At 59.4% G+C, this 19,257-nt stretch carries 18 protein-coding genes; 11 read left to right on the forward strand and 7 right to left on the reverse strand.

The genetic code is table 11. The features are described from left to right. Nucleotides 1-41 precede the first annotated feature (41 nt). Together KF821_03425 and KF821_03430 are read left to right on the forward strand one after the other, a co-directional pair. Nucleotides 42-1,448: a cystathionine beta-synthase gene (locus KF821_03425; protein ID MBX3004862.1), complete on the forward strand. Its 1,407-nt coding sequence runs from the start codon at nt 42-44 to the stop codon at nt 1,446-1,448. A 116-nt stretch (nt 1,449-1,564) separates the two neighbouring features. Then, on the forward strand, nt 1,565-2,401 hold the full coding sequence (locus KF821_03430; GenBank protein MBX3004863.1) for a ParB N-terminal domain-containing protein: 837 nt from the start codon (nt 1,565-1,567) through the stop codon (nt 2,399-2,401). A gap of 284 nt (nt 2,402-2,685) precedes the next feature. Here KF821_03430 and KF821_03435 read toward each other — a convergent pair whose 3' ends face one another. After that, nucleotides 2,686-3,036 carry a hypothetical protein gene (locus tag KF821_03435; protein MBX3004864.1) on the reverse strand — a complete coding sequence of 117 codons (351 nt, stop codon included), beginning with the start codon at nt 3,034-3,036 and terminating at the stop codon, nt 2,686-2,688. Then, nucleotides 2,981-4,216: a cystathionine gamma-synthase gene (locus tag KF821_03440; protein ID MBX3004865.1), complete on the reverse strand. Its 1,236-nt coding sequence runs from the start codon at nt 4,214-4,216 to the stop codon at nt 2,981-2,983. The genes KF821_03435 and KF821_03440 overlap by 56 nt, the downstream gene beginning before the upstream one ends. Nucleotides 4,217-4,412: 196 nt before the next feature. On the opposite strand from KF821_03440, the gene KF821_03445 reads away from it, so the two are divergent. The 5 genes from KF821_03445 (at nt 4,413) to KF821_03465 (ending at nt 10,342) form a co-directional block, all read left to right on the forward strand. After that, complete coding sequence (locus tag KF821_03445) at nt 4,413-4,868, forward strand: hypothetical protein (GenBank protein ID MBX3004866.1); 456 nt, start codon at nt 4,413-4,415, stop codon at nt 4,866-4,868. A 21-nt stretch (nt 4,869-4,889) separates the two neighbouring features. After that, the gene (locus KF821_03450) at nt 4,890-6,953 is read left to right on the forward strand and encodes a heavy metal translocating P-type ATPase (GenBank protein MBX3004867.1); all 2,064 of its coding nucleotides are present in this window, start codon (nt 4,890-4,892) and stop codon (nt 6,951-6,953) included. Between the two features lie 68 nt (nt 6,954-7,021). Further along, entirely contained in the window at nt 7,022-7,432 is a 411-nt protein-coding gene (locus KF821_03455; protein ID MBX3004868.1) for a hypothetical protein, read from the forward strand. Nucleotides 7,433-7,469: 37 nt separating this feature from the next. Then, complete coding sequence (locus KF821_03460) at nt 7,470-9,230, forward strand: PD40 domain-containing protein (protein ID MBX3004869.1); 1,761 nt, start codon at nt 7,470-7,472, stop codon at nt 9,228-9,230. Further along, nucleotides 9,227-10,342 (forward strand): M23 family metallopeptidase, encoded by a 1,116-nt coding sequence (locus KF821_03465; protein ID MBX3004870.1) that lies wholly within the window; start codon nt 9,227-9,229, stop codon nt 10,340-10,342. Before KF821_03460 ends, KF821_03465 begins: the two co-directional genes overlap by 4 nt. A gap of 3 nt (nt 10,343-10,345) precedes the next feature. Here KF821_03465 and KF821_03470 read toward each other — a convergent pair whose 3' ends face one another. Both KF821_03470 and rpsD read right to left on the reverse strand, forming a co-directional pair. After that, nucleotides 10,346-10,912 carry a hypothetical protein gene (locus KF821_03470; GenBank protein ID MBX3004871.1) on the reverse strand — a complete coding sequence of 189 codons (567 nt, stop codon included), beginning with the start codon at nt 10,910-10,912 and terminating at the stop codon, nt 10,346-10,348. Between the two features lie 69 nt (nt 10,913-10,981). Continuing rightward, nucleotides 10,982-11,581, reverse strand: coding sequence for a 30S ribosomal protein S4 (gene rpsD / locus KF821_03475; GenBank protein ID MBX3004872.1), 600 nt, complete (start codon nt 11,579-11,581; stop codon nt 10,982-10,984). 244 nt (nt 11,582-11,825) lie between these two features. Between rpsD and recA the strand changes: the two genes are divergently transcribed. The 3 genes from recA to KF821_03490 are packed head-to-tail and all read left to right on the forward strand — an operon-like array spanning nt 11,826 to nt 13,940. Beyond that, nucleotides 11,826-12,911 carry a recombinase RecA gene (gene recA, locus KF821_03480; protein ID MBX3004873.1) on the forward strand — a complete coding sequence of 362 codons (1,086 nt, stop codon included), beginning with the start codon at nt 11,826-11,828 and terminating at the stop codon, nt 12,909-12,911. 55 nt (nt 12,912-12,966) lie between these two features. Then, nucleotides 12,967-13,458 carry a hypothetical protein gene (locus tag KF821_03485; GenBank protein MBX3004874.1) on the forward strand — a complete coding sequence of 164 codons (492 nt, stop codon included), beginning with the start codon at nt 12,967-12,969 and terminating at the stop codon, nt 13,456-13,458. Nucleotides 13,459-13,460: 2 nt separating this feature from the next. Beyond that, nucleotides 13,461-13,940, forward strand: a complete 480-nt coding sequence (locus tag KF821_03490) for a YbaK/EbsC family protein (protein MBX3004875.1) — start codon at nt 13,461-13,463, stop codon at nt 13,938-13,940. Between the two features lie 1,178 nt (nt 13,941-15,118). Here the strand turns inward: KF821_03490 and ahcY are convergent. Next, nucleotides 15,119-16,381, reverse strand: coding sequence for an adenosylhomocysteinase (ahcY, locus tag KF821_03495; protein MBX3004876.1), 1,263 nt, complete (start codon nt 16,379-16,381; stop codon nt 15,119-15,121). An 84-nt stretch (nt 16,382-16,465) separates the two neighbouring features. Continuing rightward, nucleotides 16,466-17,428: a carbohydrate kinase family protein gene (locus KF821_03500; protein ID MBX3004877.1), complete on the reverse strand. Its 963-nt coding sequence runs from the start codon at nt 17,426-17,428 to the stop codon at nt 16,466-16,468. A gap of 333 nt (nt 17,429-17,761) precedes the next feature. Between KF821_03500 and KF821_03505 the strand changes: the two genes are divergently transcribed. Beyond that, the gene (locus tag KF821_03505; protein MBX3004878.1) at nt 17,762-18,058 is read left to right on the forward strand and encodes a hypothetical protein; all 297 of its coding nucleotides are present in this window, start codon (nt 17,762-17,764) and stop codon (nt 18,056-18,058) included. Between the two features lie 284 nt (nt 18,059-18,342). Here KF821_03505 and KF821_03510 read toward each other — a convergent pair whose 3' ends face one another. After that, nucleotides 18,343-19,248, reverse strand: coding sequence for a DnaJ domain-containing protein (locus KF821_03510; protein MBX3004879.1), 906 nt, complete (start codon nt 19,246-19,248; stop codon nt 18,343-18,345). Nucleotides 19,249-19,257: the final 9 nt, after the last annotated feature.

Below are 19,257 nucleotides of genomic sequence, written 5' to 3' on the forward strand. Positions count from 1 at the left end.
GTCCCTCTGGCCAGGTTTACACCATCTGATAAACTTAGTTTATGAGCCTGCCCGAATCCCAAGACCTGCGCGTTTTTGATGACATTATTGGCACCATTGGCAACACGCCACTGGTGCGCCTCAACCGAGTAACCAAGGGGCATAGCGTGCCCTTGTACGCCAAGGTGGAGTTTTTTAACCCCGGCGGCTCGGTCAAAGATCGTATTGGCAAAAACATCATTGATGAGGCCGAGGCCAGCGGCCGCCTGAAGCCGGGCGGCACCATCGTCGAGGCGACCTCAGGCAATACGGGCGTGGGCCTGGCCATCGTGGCGGGCATGCGCGGCTACAAGTGCATCTTCGTGATGCCAGACAAGATGAGCCAGGAGAAGATTCAACTCCTACGCGCCTATGGCGCCAAGGTGGTGATTACTCCCACCGCCGTCGCCCCCGAAGATCCTCGCTCGTATTACAAAGTAGCCCAGCGCCTGGCCACCGAGAACCCCAATACCATCCTGGCCAACCAATACCACAACCCGGAAAACCCGCGCAGCCACTACCTCACCACCGGCCCTGAGATTTGGGAGCAAACCGGCGGCAAAGTGACCGATGTCATCATCGCCATGGGCACCGGCGGCACCATCAGCGGTGTGGGCAAGTACCTCAAAGAGAAGAACCCGGATATTCGCATTGTGGGCGTTGATCCGGTGGGCTCGATCCTCAAAGAGATTTGGGAGAACAAGGGCCAAATTCCGCCCGGCGTTGAAGCCATCACCTACAAGGTGGAAGGCATCGGCGAAGACTTCCTGCCCACCACCACGGACCTGAGCGTAGTGGATGACATCATCCGCGTGACTGACAAGGAGTGCTTCGTGATGACGCGCCGCCTGGTGAGCGAAGAAGGCATCTTTGCCGGCGGCTCAGCTGGCGCGGCGGTGGCCGGCGCGCTCAAGTACCTCAAGAGCCTGCCGGCTGACCGCGTAGCCGTAGTCATCCTGCCTGACTCGGGTAACCGTTACCTGACCAAACTGTTCGACGACAAGTGGATGCGCGAGAACGGCTTCATGGACTCTGAGTGGAGCGAAGCCACCCTGCGCGAGGTGCTGGGCGGCAAGAGCATGAGCGAGCTCATCTCCGCCTCCGCCGAGGACCGCATTGCTGATGTGGTCAGCAAGATGAAAGAATACGGTATCTCGCAACTCCCCGTGGTGGATGCCGCCGGCGAAGTAACCGGCATCGTGCGCGAGGGCGACTTGCTGACCCACCTGCTGGAAGCCAAGACCGGCCGCCCCGGCGAGGACAGCATCGCTACGCTGCTGCAGCCGGCGCCCAACAGCCTGCCCGCCAGCACGCTGCTGCCTGACGCCATGCACGAGATCGTGCGCAACAATGCCGTCTTGGTGAACGAAGGCGGCCGCGTGGTCGGCATCCTCACCAAGATCGATGTGCTTGATTTCATTAATGGTTGACAGTTTGCAGTTGACAGCTAACAGAAGTGAGCAGGGAGCAGTGAACCGTAAACAGGCAACAACGGGCTCAGTGACTAAGTGATTAACTGACTAATCGATTAATCGATAAATCCAACATGCCTACTCTTCCAGCCCTTCGTATCGTCCCCTCCCCTGACCTCGTGCCGCACGAATGGCACGATGACCAGCGCAGCAAGCCGCTCGTGGAGCGCTTGCGCGCCAGCGGCGTGCTACGCAATCCGCCCATGGTGACGCCGCTGCCGGATGGCAGCGGGCGCTACATGGTGCTGGATGGCGCCAACCGCACCAGCGCCCTCAACCATATGGGCATCCCGCATGCGTTGGTACAGGTCGTCGAGGCCGACTCGCCGGGCCTCGACCTGCACACCTGGAACCACGTACTCTGGGACTGGGATGGCGAAGAGTTCCTCGCCGCCATTGGCGACCTGCCGGATGTCACCCTGCGTGACATTGACCCCAGCGTCAAGAAGCCACAGAGCCGCTGGCCCAGCAAGACGCTGGTGTGGGTGCAGACGCAGGACGGCCAAGCCTATGTAGCGCGCAGCGTGCCGGGTGACCTGGCCAGCCGCACACGCGCGCTGAACAAGATCACTGAGCTGTATGCGAAGAAAGCCGTGATTGACCGCACCACCGCCCAGCAAGTACGCGAGCTGCACGGCAAGTACGACAACCTGACCGCCATCGTGGTCTACCCACCCTTCAAAGTCAGCGAGGTGCTGGAGTTGTGCGCCGCCGGCGTGCTGCTGCCGCCGGGCATCACGCGCTTCACGGTGTCGCCGCGTGCCCTGCGCGTCAATTACTCGCTGGAAGAGCTCTCGGCCAACAAGTCGCTCGAGGAAAAGAACGCCGCACTGCAGCAATGGGTCAATGAGCGCACGGCGCGCAAAGGTGTACGCTACTATGCCGAGCCGACGGTTCTTTATGACGAATGATTATTATTTAATCGGTTAATTGGATAATCAAAACCGTCGGCTGGTCGCTTGGTCGATTAGTCGGTTAATAACAAGCGCCGCGCGCCGTCTTTGCGAGCGTTGTACTGCGTAGCAGTGCTAGCGAAGCAATCCCCAAACCGGTTATTTGACCAAACAACCAAACAACCAAACAACCAAACAACCAAACAACCAAACAACCAAACAACCAAACAACCAAACAACCAAACAACCAAACAACCAAACAACCAAACAAAAAAGAGCGTGCATAGCACGCTCTTTTTTGTTTAGCCCGGCGTACCGCCGAGCGTCTTGTCAATTTCCAAGCGGCGGCGGGCATCTTCGGCAACCAAGTCGTCCCATTCCGTGTTCTTGCCGCCCAGGAAGGCCTTCAAGAACACCTGAATTTCGCTCACGCTCGGGGCGAATGCTTCCAGCCCCTCACGTTCCACTACGATGCGGGCGGCATCACGCAACGTGGCGCCGGGCGAATCTTCCTTGAATTCCTTGATCACCTTGGCCAAGAAGTCAGTGAATTCGGCCGAGTTGGTTTCCAGCCCGCCAATCGCATAGCCCATGCCTTCAGAGACGGCGTCCGCTGCGGCCGGGTCTTTGTCCAGCTTGTTTTTGCGTGCCATGCTGCCTCCTGTCTTGTGGCGCGGCCGCCCTCGCTTTGGCTTTGGCCAGCGCCTGCTCCAGATCAGCGATCAAATCGTCTACGTGTTCCACGCCCACCGAGAGGCGCACCAAGCCCGGGTCCACCGCCAGCGGCGAGTTGGCCACCGAGAGATGCGTCATCACCGCCGGTACCTCGATCAGCGACTCGACGCCGCCGAGCGACTCGGCCAGGGCGAACAAGCGCGTGCTCTCGGCTACCATACGGGCCGCATCGGCGCCGCCCTTGAGTTCAAACGAGAGCATGCCACCGCCATTACGCATTTGGCGGCGCGCCAACGCATGCTGCGGGTGGCTGGCGTGATACGGGTAATAGATCTGGCTCACTTTGGGGTGCGCCGCCAGGTAGTCGGCGATCGCCGCCGCATTCTGCGCGTGGCGCTCCATGCGCAGGGGCAGGGTCTTGATGCCACGCAGCACTAGGAAGCTATCCATCGGCCCCGGCACCGCACCGGCCGCATTTTGGGTGAAGGCCAGCTTGGCGTGCAGCTCATCATCATTCACTGCCACCAGCCCCAGCACCACATCGGAGTGACCGCCGAGGTATTTGGTGGCCGAGTGAATCACAAGGTCGGCGCCCAGCGCCAGCGGCTGCTGCAGGTACGGCGAGGCGAAGGTGTTATCCACGGCGAACAGTGGTTTGCTGCTGTGCTGCTTCAAGAGCGCCGCAATGGCGGCAATGTCAGCAATCCCCAGGTAGGGATTGGTGGGCGTCTCCAGCCAGACCAGCTTGGTAGTGGCGCGCAGGGCGGCTTGCAGCGCCGCCAGATCATCCATATCCACATAGCTGAACTCGATGCCAACGTCGCGATATTCCTTCTCAAACAGGCGGAAGGTGCCGCCATATACATCACTGCCCACCAGAATGTGGTCACCGGGGGCGAATTGGCGAATGATCGTATCGCTGGCGGCCAGGCCGGAGGCAAAGGCCAAGCCATACTTGGCACCTTCTAGCGCAGCGAAGCAATCCTGCAGCGCAGTGCGCGTGGGGTTGCCGCTGCGCGAGTACTCATAGCCCTTGTGCACGCCTACGGCGTCTTGTACAAAGGTGCTGGTTTGGTAGATGGGCGTCATCACCGCCCCGGTGCTGGGGTCAGGCTGCTGGCCGGCGTGGATCGCTAGAGTTTCAAATTGATCGGGCATGCTGTCTCCTGGCTACATTGTACTGGGGGACACACAGAACTTTGAGATCTAACCTGTTGATTAGGCCAAAGCAGCATGCAAGGCTTCTTCTCATCCTCCTCTTCATTGACTGCTCAGAACAAACGATGTAAATTGGGCATAACCCCTCCCATAGGGGGAGGGTATCATCAGTAAGGAGTCCGTTTTTATGTTCAGAATGGCAGCACTTTTGGTTCTGGCTCTGTTACTCACCGCTTGCGGCAGCCAACCCACGGCAGCTCAAGTAGTGCCCATTGAGCTCACCGAGTTCGCCATCGAGTCCCCGCTCACTGTTTTTAAAGTGGGCACCCCCTATCGCTTCGTTATCAGCAACCCCGGCACGATCAACCATGAGTTTGTGCTGCTGGCCGAGGGCGAAGAGCACCACATGGAGAACGGCTCCGAGGCCCAAGACGGCCATTCGGATGCTCACGGCGGTGACGCCAACGGCCATGACGGCCATGGTGAAAGCAACACAGGTGGCATGCTGCATGTAGGAGAGAGCGAGCTCACACCCGGGGCTAGCGTTACCATCGAGCACACCTTCACTGAACCCGGTGAATACGAGTTTGGCTGCTACCTGCCCGGGCACTACGCGGCTGGCATGTACGCCAAGATTACAGTTATTCCATAGAAGATTACAGGACATACAGGGATGGACGAGCACGCACACCACAAGCACCACCACAATGCTGAGGCTGCACACCACCAACAGCCCAACAAACAGCCAGGCACAGATTCAACACACAGCGGAGCACACCACAGCGGCCACGAGGCCATGTTCCGCACGCGCTTCTTTGTTTCGCTGGCGCTCACCATCCCTGTAATCCTGTATAGCGAGATGACCCAGCACTGGCTTGGTATCTCGCCAACAGCCTTCATCGGCTCAACCTTCATCGCACCCATCTTCGCCACAGCCATCTTTTTTTATGGCGGCCTGCCTTTCCTTCAAATGGCCATCCCAGAGCTACGCACCCGCAAACCGGGAATGATGATGCTAATCAGCTTGGCGATTTCGGTATCCTTCGTCTACAGCACCGCAGCCTTCCTTTTCACGCTTGGAGAGGGCTTCTATTGGGAGTTAGCCACTCTCATTGACATCATGCTGCTGGGCCACTGGATAGAGATGCGTAGCGTGCGCCGAGCCTCCAGCAGCTTAGACGAACTCGCCAAGTTGCTACCAGACCAAGCTGAGCGCCTGGATGCAGATGGGCAAGCTAAAACTGTATCTGTTAGCCAGCTTGCCATCGGAGACTTACTCCTTGTTCGGCCTGGGGCCAGTATTCCTGCAGATGGCGAAGTGGTGGAGGGCAACTCGCAGATCAACGAATCCATGCTCAGCGGCGAATCCAAACCAGTGCACAAAGGCCCAGGGGATAAAGTGATTGCTGGCGCCATTAATGGTGAAGGTAGCTTGCGCATGCGCATCACTGCCTTGGGTGGCGCTACAGCACTGGCTGGCATCATGCGCCTGGTACAGCAGGCTCAACTCAGCAAATCGCAGACTCAAATTCTGGCAGACCGCGCGGCAGGCTGGCTGTTTAGTCTCGCCTTGATCGCAGCAGCGCTTACAGCTGTGGCCTGGGGGCTTGCGCGCGGATTTGATCTGTTCGTACTGGAACGTGTGGTCACTGTGCTCATCATCGCCTGCCCCCACGCGTTGGGTTTGGCTGTACCGCTTGTAGTAGCCATTAGCACAACACAAGCCGCAGCCCACGGCTTGTTAGTCAAAGACCGCTTGGCGCTGGAAGAAGCTCGTTTGGTGGACACCGTTGTATTTGACAAGACGGGCACGCTTACCAAAGGCAAAATGGGGCTCATCTCCATCCATGCCGTTAGCCCCTACAGTGAAGAGGAAGCCCTGCAACTCGCAGCTGGCCTTGAAGGAGACTCGGAACACAGCCTGGCCAGCGCCATTCGCACTGCCGCTGCGAACCGCTCACTAGCCCCCACACCCGTTACCGACTTTAAGGCGCTTAAGGGCTTGGGGGTAATGGCGCATTCCGGTGGGCGCCTCTTTCAGCTTGGCGGCCCGCGGCTGTTAGAGCAACTAGGCACCCGCTTGCCATCAGACATGGCTGCATATGCTGAGGGAGTTGGACGCAAGGGTCGAAGCGCCATTTACCTGCTGGCGGATTCTATGCCAGTAGCCATTTTTGCCATCGCAGACGAAACACGCCCACAAAGCAAAGCAGTGATTGAAGACTTGCAAAGACTCGGCATTCGCGCGGCAATGCTCACTGGAGACAGCACCCCTGTGGCCGCAGCGGTTGCAGCCGATCTGGGCATTCGCGAATTCTTCGCAGAGGTACTTCCTGCCGATAAGGAAAAGAAGATTGCGGAGCTACAAGCCCAAGGGCGAAAAGTTGCTATGGTGGGAGACGGCGTCAATGATGCCCCCGCCCTGGCGCGCGCGGATGTGGGCATTGCCATTGGCAGCGGCACGGATGTGGCCGTAGAGTCCGCTGGCATCATTCTGGTAGATAACGACCCACAAGATGTGCTCAAGATCTTCCGTCTTAGCCGCGCCAGCTACGCCAAAATGGTGCAGAATCTCTTGTGGGCCACTGGCTATAACATCATCGCCATTCCGTTGGCCGCAGGTGTGTTGGCAAGCCGCGGCATACTGCTCTCCCCTGCCGTAGGGGCAGTGCTGATGTCTGTCAGCACGATCATCGTTGCCTTGAATGCCCAGTTACTGCGGCGCGCCAAACTGTAACATTCAGTTAGTCTTTGATTGCAAGGCATGGGGTAAGTAGCCTCACCAGCCGCTATAATCCACCCGCTATGTCAGACGAGATCTTTTTTACTGAAGCGGGCGAAGCCCCCGTCCCGCCCAACGAAGTCCGTATCCGTGAGCTGGAAGCGCAGCCGCGCCCGGATGGGCTGCGCATCCATGTGCGCATCGACATCACCCCTTTCCAGCGGCGCCCCAATGTGGAGGCGCTCATCGTGAATGCCAGCGGCCAGCCGCTGGCCAGCGTCAGCGTGGTGGAGGCGATCGACCCGATCATGGAGTTCGTGATGCATCTGCGCCAGCAACGCACCCCGGGGCGCTATACGCTGAAGGCGCGCGTCTTTTACGCCGATGTCGAAGCACAACAAACCGAGACCCCGCTCGAAGCCAGCTCCGGCGAGCTGCTCAATAAAGCGAAGCACATCGTCCACGAGCATGCCGTGGATTTTGTGATCGCCTAGGCCGCGTGGAGACAGCGTTTGACGCCCAACTCGCCCTATGCTTGACGAAAAGCGCCCTCGCTCCCTGCGGCGCACGCTAGGCTACTGGATCCGGCTGGTTATCGCCGGCGGGCTGCTGCTGGCTTCCTTGCTGGCCCTTTTTGCCGGCCCTTGGTTGCAGTCCTGGTACGCCGTACCCCAAGCCAGCCCGGCGGCCAGCGCCACACAGACCCTGCCCGCCACGCCCGCAGCCAGCCCCACGCCGGCTGCCACCTCGCCCGCCGAGCCAGCCGAGCCACTGCTGAGCGATCACTCGCTGGATGGCCACCGCGTACTCAGCCTCAGCGAGCTTGGCTACGCACACCTATTCAGCCACCAACTGAGCGGCGCGGGCCTCACCCGCCTCACCTATGGCGAGTGGGACGATATTGAGCCGGCGCTCTCTCCGGATGGCGCGCGGCTGGCCTTTGCCTCCAACCGTGGCGGCAACTGGGACCTGTACATGGTGGAAATGGCGACTGGCACCACCACCGCGCTCACGCAGGATGCCGCCTACGACGGCCAACCCAGCTGGTCAAGCAACGACTGGCTGGCCTACACCCACGATCTCAACGGCAACCTGGAAGTTGCCATTCGCCCACTGGATGGTTCGCTGGAGCCGGTATACGTAAGCCTTTCGGCGGCGCGTGACCACTCGCCCAGTTGGCGGCCAGGCGCCCAACAACTCGCCTTTATCTCAGACCGTGATGGCGGTTCGCACGTATGGCTGCTGCACTTGGATCAGGAGGGTGAGGCGCGCTTTGTGGCCCTGGCCCCCGGGCGCGGCGCGCAAGCCAGCCCGGCCTGGAGCCCCGATGGGCGCTTGCTGGCCTGGGCCGAGCAGGATCAGGCTGGCGTCTGGGGCATCTATATCAGCGATCTGCTCAGCCCGCCGCGCTACCTGGGCAGCGGCCAGGCGCCCAGCTGGAGCCCGGCTGGCGATGTGGTGCTGGCCAGCCTGGCCCTCAACGGCCAAGAGTACCTCAGCGCCTACCGCGTAGATGGCAGCCTGGCGCTGGCGCCACAGGCCCTGCCCGGCCAGCTCCATGGCAGCAGTTGGGCCGCGGGCAGTTGGCCGCAGCCACTGCCCGAGCCCTTGCAAGCCGCCGCGGCCGCCCAACCCCAGGCCATCTGGGCCAATACCCTCGCCGCCAGCACGCAACGTAGCCAGCACCAAGCCACGCCCTTGCTGGATGTGTATGCCCCCAACGCCACACTGAGCAGCGCCGCGGCGGCCCCCTTCGAAGCCTTGCGGGCGCGCAGCGCCCAACTGCTCGGCTGGGATGCCCTCTCCAGCCTGGAAAATGCGCTCACGCCGCTGACCAGCACGCTGGCACCCGGCCAATCCGAAAGCTGGCTGTATACCGGCCGCGCCTTTGAATTGCGCAGCGGCTTGCTCAACGCGGGCTGGCTGGCGGCAGTGCGCGAAGACCAGGATGGCCAGACCTATTGGCGCATCTACCTGCGCAGTGCCAACCCGCAAGGCGGCCTGGGCAAACCGCTCACTCAACTGCCTTGGGATTTTGCCGCCCGTTATCGCGGCGTAGAAAACAGCTACCAAGCAGGCGGTGCCCCCCTGCAAGAGATTCCGGCTGGCTATTGGGTCGATTTCACTGCGCTGGCCGCTGAGTACGGGTTTGAACGCTTGCCCTCGCAAAGCAACTGGCGCAGCTTCTTTCCCGCGTTGCGTTTCAATCAATTTGTGCTACGCGCCGGCCTCAGTTGGAACGAAGCGATGCAGCAGTTATATAGCGCCGAGGAGCTCTCGGCCCGCCCATGAAACCCGCCCTGCTATGCAGCGCACTGCTGGCCAGCCTGGCATTGGCCGCCTGCGGCGCGGCTGCGCCCGCACCCAGCGCCACCAGCAGCCCCAGCCGCGTGCCGGCCAGCCCCACGGCCACGCCACAGCCAAGCCCCACCGCCAGCCCGCCGCCCCCCACGGCAGACCCAGCCCTGCTGAGTTGGCCGAGCTACCCAGCGCCCACCCTGGCACCCTTCCCCCTGGCGCCCGATGCGGCGGCCACCAGCACTCCGCCAGCGGCAGGCTACCCAGCGCGCCAAGCCCCGCTGGCGCTAAGCCTGTACGACCATTTCTATTTCACGTTCCCGGTGGCCAGCGCCCATTTGGGGCTGTATAGCCCCAGCCAACGCTATGGCGTGCGTCAGGAAGCTGGCCAGTCAGGCGAGCCACACCTCGGTCTGGATGTAGGCATGGATGCCGGCACCCCGGTGCGCGCCGCGGCCGGCGGCACGGTGGTATGGGCCGATTATGGGCAAACCTACAATTCGCGTTTCTTCCTAGATGATCCCTACGGCATCTCGATCGTCATTCGCCATGATTTTGGCTTCGCCGGCAACCGCATCTGGACCGTGTATGCGCACTTAAGCGAAACCAGCGTGCTAGTGGGCCAGCGAGTTGAGCAAGGCGAAGTGATCGCCCTTTCGGGCAATACCGGGCTCTCCACCGGCCCGCATCTGCATTTTGAAGTCCGCAGCGGGCAGAACAACACCAGCCACACTTCAAACCCGGAGCTATGGCTGGCGCCGCCCCAGGGCTATGGCATCTTGGCCGGCCGGGTGGGCACCCAGCGCAATCAAGTATTGGTCAACAAATTGGTGGAAGTACGCGCCGTGGGCAGCGAGCAATTGTGGACGCTGTATACCTACATTGCCAACAGCCGCATCCTGCCTGACCCCTATTACAAAGAGAACCTGGTGCTGAGCAACCTGCCGGCTGGCCGCTATGAGATATCCATTCCCTACCAGTCCACCTGGTGGCGGGCCGAGGTCGAGGTCATCCCCGGCACGGTGACCTACTTTCAATTCCGCGGCACGGATGGCTACTCGTTTGAGCTGCCCGCCGCAGCCCCGCTGGTGGGCCTGCCCGACTAAGCCTTAGCGTTCGCAGCCCACCCCGTCATTGTTCCCATCAAAGTTATGCGGATCAGGGCTAAGCACAGTGAAACGTCGAAAAGGAATATCCGGGCAGTTCAGATCCGGCGGAGGCGGCGGAATGCACACCGTGGGATAGGCAGGGTGGCAAGCTGTGCTACCACCCCCGCCGCCGCTACCGCTGCTACTTCCAGTGCCGCCATCCCCTCCTCCTCCGCCTGCTAGATTGCCCTGATTGAAGACGACTGGCGTGGCGCTGGCTTGGCGGGTTGGCGTGGGGCTAAGGGTGTGCGTTGCGCTGGGCGGCGGGGTTGCGCTCGGCGTGGCGGTATCTGTCGGAACGGGCGTAGCACTGGGTGTCAGGCTGGGCTGGGCGCTGAGCGTCTGCGCCACCTGCTCGAACGCCGCGCTTAGCGCGGTCTCCATTTGCACCGTAGCCGTCGCGTCACGCTCGGCCTCGCTGAGCGAGGCTGGCAGACTGCAGATACGGCAGGCTAGTAACAAGACCAAGCCAATCAGGAATTTAACCAGGCGGCTTTGCGCCCGGAACCACATTCTAATTCCACCCATATCCGCATTATATGTGTAAAACAAAACGGCCAGCAAGGGCTGGCCGTTTTTGTTTGATCGTCTTGCAAACTAGCGGGAGTAGTACTCCACCACCTGGTTGAGCTCACAGATGATCGGCACTTCCTGCAGTTCGGGCAGGCGCACATACTTGGCAGACATGTTCTTCTTGTCCACTTCCAAATACGGGGGCACGTTGCCCACGCTCTCCAGCGCCTCGGTGAAGGCCGCGATCTTGCGGCTCTTCTCGTGAATGGCGATCACATCGCCAGGCTGCACGGAGTAGGAAGGGATGTTGATGCGCTCCCCGTTGACGGTAACGTGACGGTGGGCGACGAACTGGCGCGCCGCATAGATCGTGCGGGCGAAGCCGGCGCGCAGCACCAACGCATCCAAGCGCGATTCGAGCAGCGCGATCAAATGCTCAGACGTCAGGCCAGAACCCTTGAGCGCCTTCTGCATGTAGCCCAGCATCTGCTTCTCGCGGATGTTGTACTGGTAGCGCAGGCGTTGCTTCTGCAGCAACTGCTGCTTATAGTCAGAGCTGCGGCGCCACTGGTTCTGGCTGCCGTGCTGGCCGGGCGGGTTCGGCCGGCGCTCCATGACTTTAATAGCCTTCGGGGTCAGGGGAATGCCGAGCGCCCGAGAGCGTTTTACCTTCGATTCCTTCATTCTGCTTCCTTATGTTTGTACTTAGCTGCCAGTTTGCCGCGGAGCGCACGGACAGCCTGAACAAATGCGCCGCATGCTGAAAGGGGCAGCAGCGCCGCACGATGATACATGCACTTACCCGTTTTGGCTAGGGTGCAAATCGGCGCCCAGGTCAGGCAAAAATGCGGCCGGCAACACCTTGACAAGCGGAAACAAGTGTTCTATATTTAGAACACTTATAGAACGCTTGTACTACAGGAGAGCTATGGCTGCTGAAAACGGACACAACGACGAAAAGATCAAGGTTTTGCAGAAGACCCTGGGCGAGATCACCAAACGCTACGGCGAAGGCAGCATCATGCGCCTGGGCGAAGCGCACGGCATGGCGATCGAAGCCATCCCCACCAGCGCCCTCTCGTTGGATATTGCCCTGGGTGTCGGCGGCATTCCGCGTGGCCGCGTCACTGAGATTTACGGGCCGGAATCCTCCGGTAAAACGACGCTGTGCCAGCACATCGTGGCCGAAGTGCAGAAGCGCGGTGGCACGGCCGCTTTCATTGACATGGAGCACGCCCTCGACCCGAACTATGCGGCCAAATGCGGCGTAGATATTGAAAAGCTGCTGGTGGCCCAACCGGACACCGGCGAGCAGGCCCTGGAGATCGCTGAGGCGCTGGTGCGCTCTGGCGCAGTGGACCTGGTGGTGATCGACTCAGTCGCCGCCCTGGTGCCGCGCTCCGAGATCGAAGGCGACATGGGCGATGCGACAATGGGTATGCAGGCCCGCCTGATGTCGCAGGCGCTGCGCAAGATGTCTGGCGTGATCAAGCAGACCAACACGGCAGTGGTATTCACCAACCAGTTGCGCCAGAAGATCGGCGTGATGTTCGGCAACCCGGAAACCACCACCGGCGGTATGGCGCTCAAGTTCTACGCCTCCGTGCGCATGGATGTGCGCCGCGTGCAATCGATCAAGACCGGGCAGGATGTGGTGGGCAACCGCACGCGAGTGCGCGTGGTGAAAAACAAGGTAGCGGCCCCCTTCCAAGTGGCTGAATTTGACATTATGTATAATGAAGGCATCTCCAAGAGTGGAGATTTGCTGGACCTGGCAGTAAATTACGAGATCATTGCCAAGCGCGGCTCCTTCTACAACTATGGCGAAGAGCGCTTGGGCCAGGGCCGTGAAACCGCCAAGGATTACCTGCGCGATCACCCCGAAGTTGCCGATGTCATCGAGCAGCAGATCCGTGAAAAGGTGCTCACGCAGGAACCCACTGGCTACATGGAAACTGAAGAGAGTGCCATCCTTGAATCAGAAGACGCCGAGTTGGCGGCAGTGGAAGCCTAATACGCAAACAACGTCTCACAGCTTTGCTACGCAACGCGCCGCATCAAGAGCTGCTTTGCTCTTGATCGGCGCGTTGTTTGTTGCCGCATGCAGCCGCAGCGTGCTGCCTGCCGATCAAGGCTTCTTCATCGCCCCTACCCTGGCGGGCAACTCGCAAGCCATCGTGCTTGAGACGCCCACCTCGCTGCCTCCCAGCCCCACTCCGGATTGCGAAAACAACCTGGTCTTCCTGCGCGATATTAACGTGCCGGATGGCACACGCTTTGCGCCCGGCGCCCCGGTAGAGAAGAGCTGGGAGCTGCGCAACGATGGCAGCTGCGCCTGGGTGCAAGGTTACAACGTTGAGTTGCAAGCTGGCAGCATTGGCCTGGGGGCGGTGCCCCGCCACCCGCTGCCGCCGGCGCAGCCCGGTGAAAGTGTGGTGCTCACGATCCAATTTACCGCGCCCAGCGAGCCGGGTACCTATCGCAGCCTGTGGAAGGCGCACGATTTTGACGGCAACCCCTTCGGCGTGGGCTTTTACGTCGACATCACTGTTTCGGAGTAGTTATGCGCACCCCCACCAACCCAACCGCCATCGCTTTTCAAGACACCCTTCGCCAGCACGATTTGCCGGGCGACGTAGTGGAGTTCGAGATCCCCACGCGCACCGCAGCCGATGCGGCGGCCGCCATCGGCTGCCAGTTGGGCCAGATCGTAAAATCGCTGATCTTCCGCAATGCGGAAGGTGAGGGCGTGATCATCCTGACCAGCGGCAGCAACCGGGTGGACGAGGCCCTGGTGGCCGAGGCCACCGGTGAGACGCTGGGCAAGGCCGATGCCGATTTTGTGCGCACGCTGACCGGCTTCGCCATCGGCGGGGTGCCGCCTTTTGGTCACCAGCAGCCGGCCCACACCTACATTGACGAGGATTTGCTGCAGTACGCCGAAGTATGGGCGGCGGCTGGCACGCCGCACGCGGTGTTCCCGCTGCCGCCGGATGCGTTGTTACGCATCAGTGGCGGCAAGGTGATTCGGGTGCACGGGTAACAGGCGTAGGGATTGCTTCGCTGCGCTCGCAATGACAGACCACTGATTTGACATTCCGAGCGGGTGAATAAGCCAACATCAGACCGCCGAATCCGCACCAGCGAGGAATCCGTGCTGGCGCATCTTCCGAATTGGCTCAGATCTTGCCAGCACTACCTTTGCCCTTAACGGATTCCTCCTCGGCCTCCGGTCTCGTTCGGGATGACAGATTACTCAACTTGTCATTCCGAGCGGGTGAATAAGCCAGCATCAGACCGCCAAACCCAAACCAGCGAGGAATCCGTGCTGGCATATCTTCCGAATTGACTCAGATCTTGCCAGCACTACCTCTGCCCTTAACGGATCCCTCCTCGCCGCTATGCGGCTCTTCGGGATGACAAATTTACTCAACTTGTCATTCCGAGCGAGTGAATAAGCCAGCGTTAGACCGCCGAGCCCGCACCCGCCAGGAATCCCTGCTGGCGCATCTTCCGAATTGGCTCAGATCTTGCCAGCACTACCTTTGCCCCAAACGGATTCCTCCTCGGTCTGCAGTCTCGTTCGGAATGACAAATTTACGTAGCTTGTCATTCCGAGCGGGTGAATAAGCCAGCATCAGAACGCCAAACCCAAACCAGCGAGGAATCCGTGCTGGCACATCTTCCGAATTGGCTCAGATCTTGCCAGCACTACCTTTGCCCTTAACGGATCCCTCCTCGCCGCTATGCGGCTCTTCGGGATGACAAATTTACTCAACTTGTCATTCCGAGCGGATGAATAAGCCAGCATCAGACCGCCAAACCCGCACCAGCGAGGAATCCGTGCTGGCATTTCTTCCGAATTCACTCAGACTCATTGACGTACAAACCAGCCCCAAACGGATCCCTCCTCGGCCCTCCGGCCTCGTTCGGAATGACAAATTTACTCAACTTGTCATTCCGAGCGGATGAATAAGCCAGCATCAGACCGCCAAACCCGCACCAGCGAGGAATCCGTGCTGGCATTTCTTCCGAATTCACTCAGACTCATTGACGTACAAACCAGCCCCAAACGGATTCCTCCTCGGCCTCCGGCCTCGTTCGGGATGACATGGCTAGATTGCTTCGTCGGCTGAAAGTTGCATGAACATGCAACTTTCAGCACTCCTCGCAATGACAAACGATATAAAAAGACCGGCTTTCGCCGGTCGTTTTTGCTTCTTAGATGGTGCCTTCTTCCCACGAGTTGAGATACTTCTCTTGCTGGGGCGTGAGCTTATCCAGCTTGACGCCCATGGCTTCGAGCTTGATGCGGGCAATCTCGCGGTCGATATCCTCAGGAATGGAGTAGACCTGGTTCTGGAGCTTGTCGGCGTTCTTGGCCATGTACTCGGCGCCCAGGGCCTGGTTGGCGAAGGACATGTCCATTACGCTGGCCGGGTGACCCTCGGCGGAGGCGAGGTTGATGAGGCGGCCATCGCCCAGGATGTGGATGGTGCGGCCATCCTTGGTGTAGTAGGCTTCCACGAAGGGGCGCACCAGGCGCTTCTCGGTGGACATGGCGTCCAGCGAGGGGATGTTGATCTCGACATTGAAGTGGCCGGAGTTGGCGACGATGGCGCCGTCTTTCATGGCGGCGAAGTGATGCTCGTCGAGCACGTTGATGTCACCCGTGACGGTGACGAAGATGTCACCGACTTTGGCGGCGTCGATCATGGGCATGACGCGGAAGCCGTTCATCACGGCTTCGAGAGCGGCCATGGGGTTGACCTCGGTGACGATGACGTTGGCACCCATGCCGCGCGCACGGTCAGCCAGGCCGCGGCCACACCAGCCGTAGCCGGCGACCACAAAGGTCTTGCCGGCCAGCAAGATGTTGGTGGCGCGCACGATGCCATCCACAGTGGATTGGCCGGTGCCATAGCGGTTATCGAAGAAGTGCTTGGTCATGGCGTCATTGACGGCGATGACGGGGAATTCCAGCTTGCCATCGGCGGCCATGGCCTTGAGGCGGATGACGCCGGTGGTGGTTTCCTCGGTGCCACCGATGACGGTCTCGAGCAGCTCACGGCGGTTCTTGTGCAGCTCGCTGACGAGGTCGGCGCCATCGTCCATGGTCATGTGGGGTTTGAAATCCAGGGCGACGTTGAGGTGCTTGTAGTAGGTGGCGTTGTCTTCACCCTTGATGGCGTAGACGGGAATCTCGTCATGGGAGACGAGGGAGGCGGCGACATCATCCTGGGTGGAGAGCGGGTTGGAAGCCACCAGCATCACCTCGGCGCCGCCGGCTTGCAGGGTGCGCATGAGGTTGGCGGTCTCGGCGGTTACGTGCAGGCAAGCGGCGAGGCGCAGGCCCTTTAGGGGGCGGTCTTTGGCGAAGCGCTCGTGGATGGTGCGCAGCACGGGCATTTCACGCTCGGCCCATTGGATACGGCGGCGGCCGCCTTCCGCTTGGTTAATGTCTTTGATGTCGAAGTTTTCCATACTTCTTTAGAACTCCATTCCTAAGTTTGTTTCGAAACGGTTAATCGATTAACAGATTAATCGATTAATCCGATAATCGGTTAATCAATTTTGCCCTAAACCATCCAGCTTGCCCGCATCGTCATAGTGTTCACGATAGCGGGTGACGAAATCGGGCGGGGAGAAGTGGTGCGTTTGCGGGCCGGCCTGCTCCAGGCAGTAAGTGGCGGCCAGGGAGCCGATGCGGCCGCAGGTCTCCCAATCGAGGCCGAGGCTGACGCCGGTGAGGAAGCCGGCGCGGAAGGCATCACCGCCGCCGGTGGGGTCTACGATGGTGTCAGTGGGCACGGCCTCGACCCAGGTCTTGCCGTCTTTGGTGTAGATATCGGCGCCCTTCGGGCCGAGGGTGACGACCATGTATTCGAGGTGCGAGAGAATGGCCTGATCATCCATACCGGTCTTGTCTTTGACGAGCTCAAACTCGTACTCGTTCATGAACATGGCGTGGGCGGCCTCCACCCCGGTGCGCAGAATGCTGCCGTCAAAGCGCACGATCTGCTGGCTGGGGTCGTAGACGTAGGGGATGTTGAGCTCCTGGCACTCGGCGACATATTGCTGCATGGCGGCAGGATCATTGGGAGAGATGATGACCAGCTGGGGCGTGCCACCTTTGACGTTCTTGAGGGAGAGCTCGCTGGCGTGGGCCATGGCGCCGGGGTAGAAGCTGGCGACCTGAGCGTTGGAGCGGTCTGTGGTGGCGAAGAACGAGGCAGTGAAAGTGCCCTCGATGACTTCCATATTGGTGGTGTCTACGCCGTGGGTCTTAAGGAAGGCGCGGTAATCGGCAAAATCTTCGCCCACGGCAGCCATGACGCGGGGGGTACCGCCGAGCAGTGCCATGGTGTAGGCGATGTTGGGGGCGATACCGCCGCGGCGGCGGTCCAGCTTCTCGACCAGGAAGGAGAGGGATATCTTCTCGAGGTGTTCGGCCAGCAGGTGCTCTTTGAAGAGCCCTGGGAAGGTCATAAGGTAATCGTAGGCTACGGAGCCGGTGATGAGTACATCCATTGTGTGCCTCGCCCACGGCGGGGGTGGAGTTTGTGGCGAATACACACAAAAACGCCCTCGGGTATCGAGAGCGTTCTCCCGCGCGTGGCGTGAGCAAGTTTAGCATGCGGGCAGAGGAATGACAAGGATGAAGGATGAGGATGGAAGGATGAGGGAGAAGCAACCACAAAGGCACAAAGGCCACAAAGAAACCAAATCTCCGTGTCATTCCGAGCGGGTTTTGAAAGCAACACCAGAACGCCGAACCCCGACCAGCGAGGAATCCTTGTAGCCTGAGCTTCCACATGGTGCCAGTTTTCAGCGCAGCGCGGCGAAATCCCTATAATGACCGGCATGGATGCGAATACATTGCAGACGCTTGCCACCGCCCTGACGATCTGGGGCGGCGTTTTCTTGCTGGCCCTGTGGGCCAGCCTGGTGTACTGGACGCACCGGGACGCGGCGGCCCGGCTGAGGGAGCCCAGCCGCCGGCTGCTGGCGGTGCTGCTCTCGGTAATTTTGTTCATTCCCGGCGTGCTCATTTACCTGCTGCTGCGCCCACAGCGCACACTGGAGGAGGAGTACCTGCTGACACTGGAAGAAGAGGCGCTGCTGCGGGCGATTGAGGAAAGCGAACGGAAACATGGGTAGAAGCGGGGCAAAGGCAAGTTAGATTTTTGATTGCTGAGCGTTGATTTCTGATTGAAGTTTTAATCATCATCATGGTTCCCCCACCCCAAGTGTGAATAGTTAAAACATTTGTGGCTGCCCGCGAGCCGGTGGCACCAACAGCCCGCGGCTAGGCTACAGGCAGCTAGGCAGCGGCTTGCGGGGACTATGTATCACGGATGGCGGGGCGGCGGCGCGGATTGGGCGCGGTGTCAAGGAGACGAAACACTCAACATGGAATCTAGTCAAAATAGTGTATAAGTGCTTTAGCAAGAGTTTGAAAGATACAAGTCTTGTAATGAGATGTACATATAGGAAGCTGTAAGAAAAACGCGCCCAGTAGCCTGAATACAATCGCCTCGTTTTAAGTCAGGCCACACCCAAGATTGACTAAGAAAAAGAATTTCATTTTGACCAGTGCCAGAATTTCTCAATCTGATGATTGTTGAGTACTCAGGCGTTTGATTCACTTTATCAACAACCCCATAAACACAGATTGTTCTGCCAACGTAAGTTTGAGTAACAGCAAACGCACTAAGACAAGTAGGATCCTTATAGCTAACAACCGGGCTAGATGTTGGCCTAGCAGTTGGAATGCGGGTTGAAGTTGGAGCGATGAAGCTCGAAGCAGAGCTTGAATTCGTTTGTCGAGCCGGCTGGCTAGTATCTGCGCAAACAAAGGCGAGGAATACAAGAACAAAAAGAAAGGCCAGAATACTTAGGGCATTCGATCCTTTATTCTTTCGTCTCAAATGTTCTGACGGCTTAGGGTCTGGCGTTTGAGCACTACCCCTCTTCTGTCGCGAAGCCTGCTGCCTAAATGCGCTACCTTGCCCCTCTCGCCTATTTTGATCAGAAGCATTTCTCTGATCCCAGGCTTTGCGACGAGCTGGATCAGACAGCAGATGATATGCCCAATTCAAATCTCGCATCTTAGTTTCCGCTTGCGAAGATTTGTTTTGATCAGGATGGTATTTCTTAGCCAGAGATTTATATGCGGCTAATATAACTTCTACCTCAGCATTGTTTGATATTTGCAAAACTTGATATGGGTTACGGCTTTCGTTTTGTGGTTCAGTTCTGTTTAAATTTGCCCCACAGCTAGGACAAAAATTAAGGCCACTTCGACTTTCAAAACCGCAATTTTGACAGGCTCTTGTATCCCCGGGCATTGTAGTAAG

This window comes from Anaerolineales bacterium, assembly GCA_019637755.1.
Classification (GTDB): domain Bacteria; phylum Chloroflexota; class Anaerolineae; order Anaerolineales; family UBA11579; genus JAMCZK01.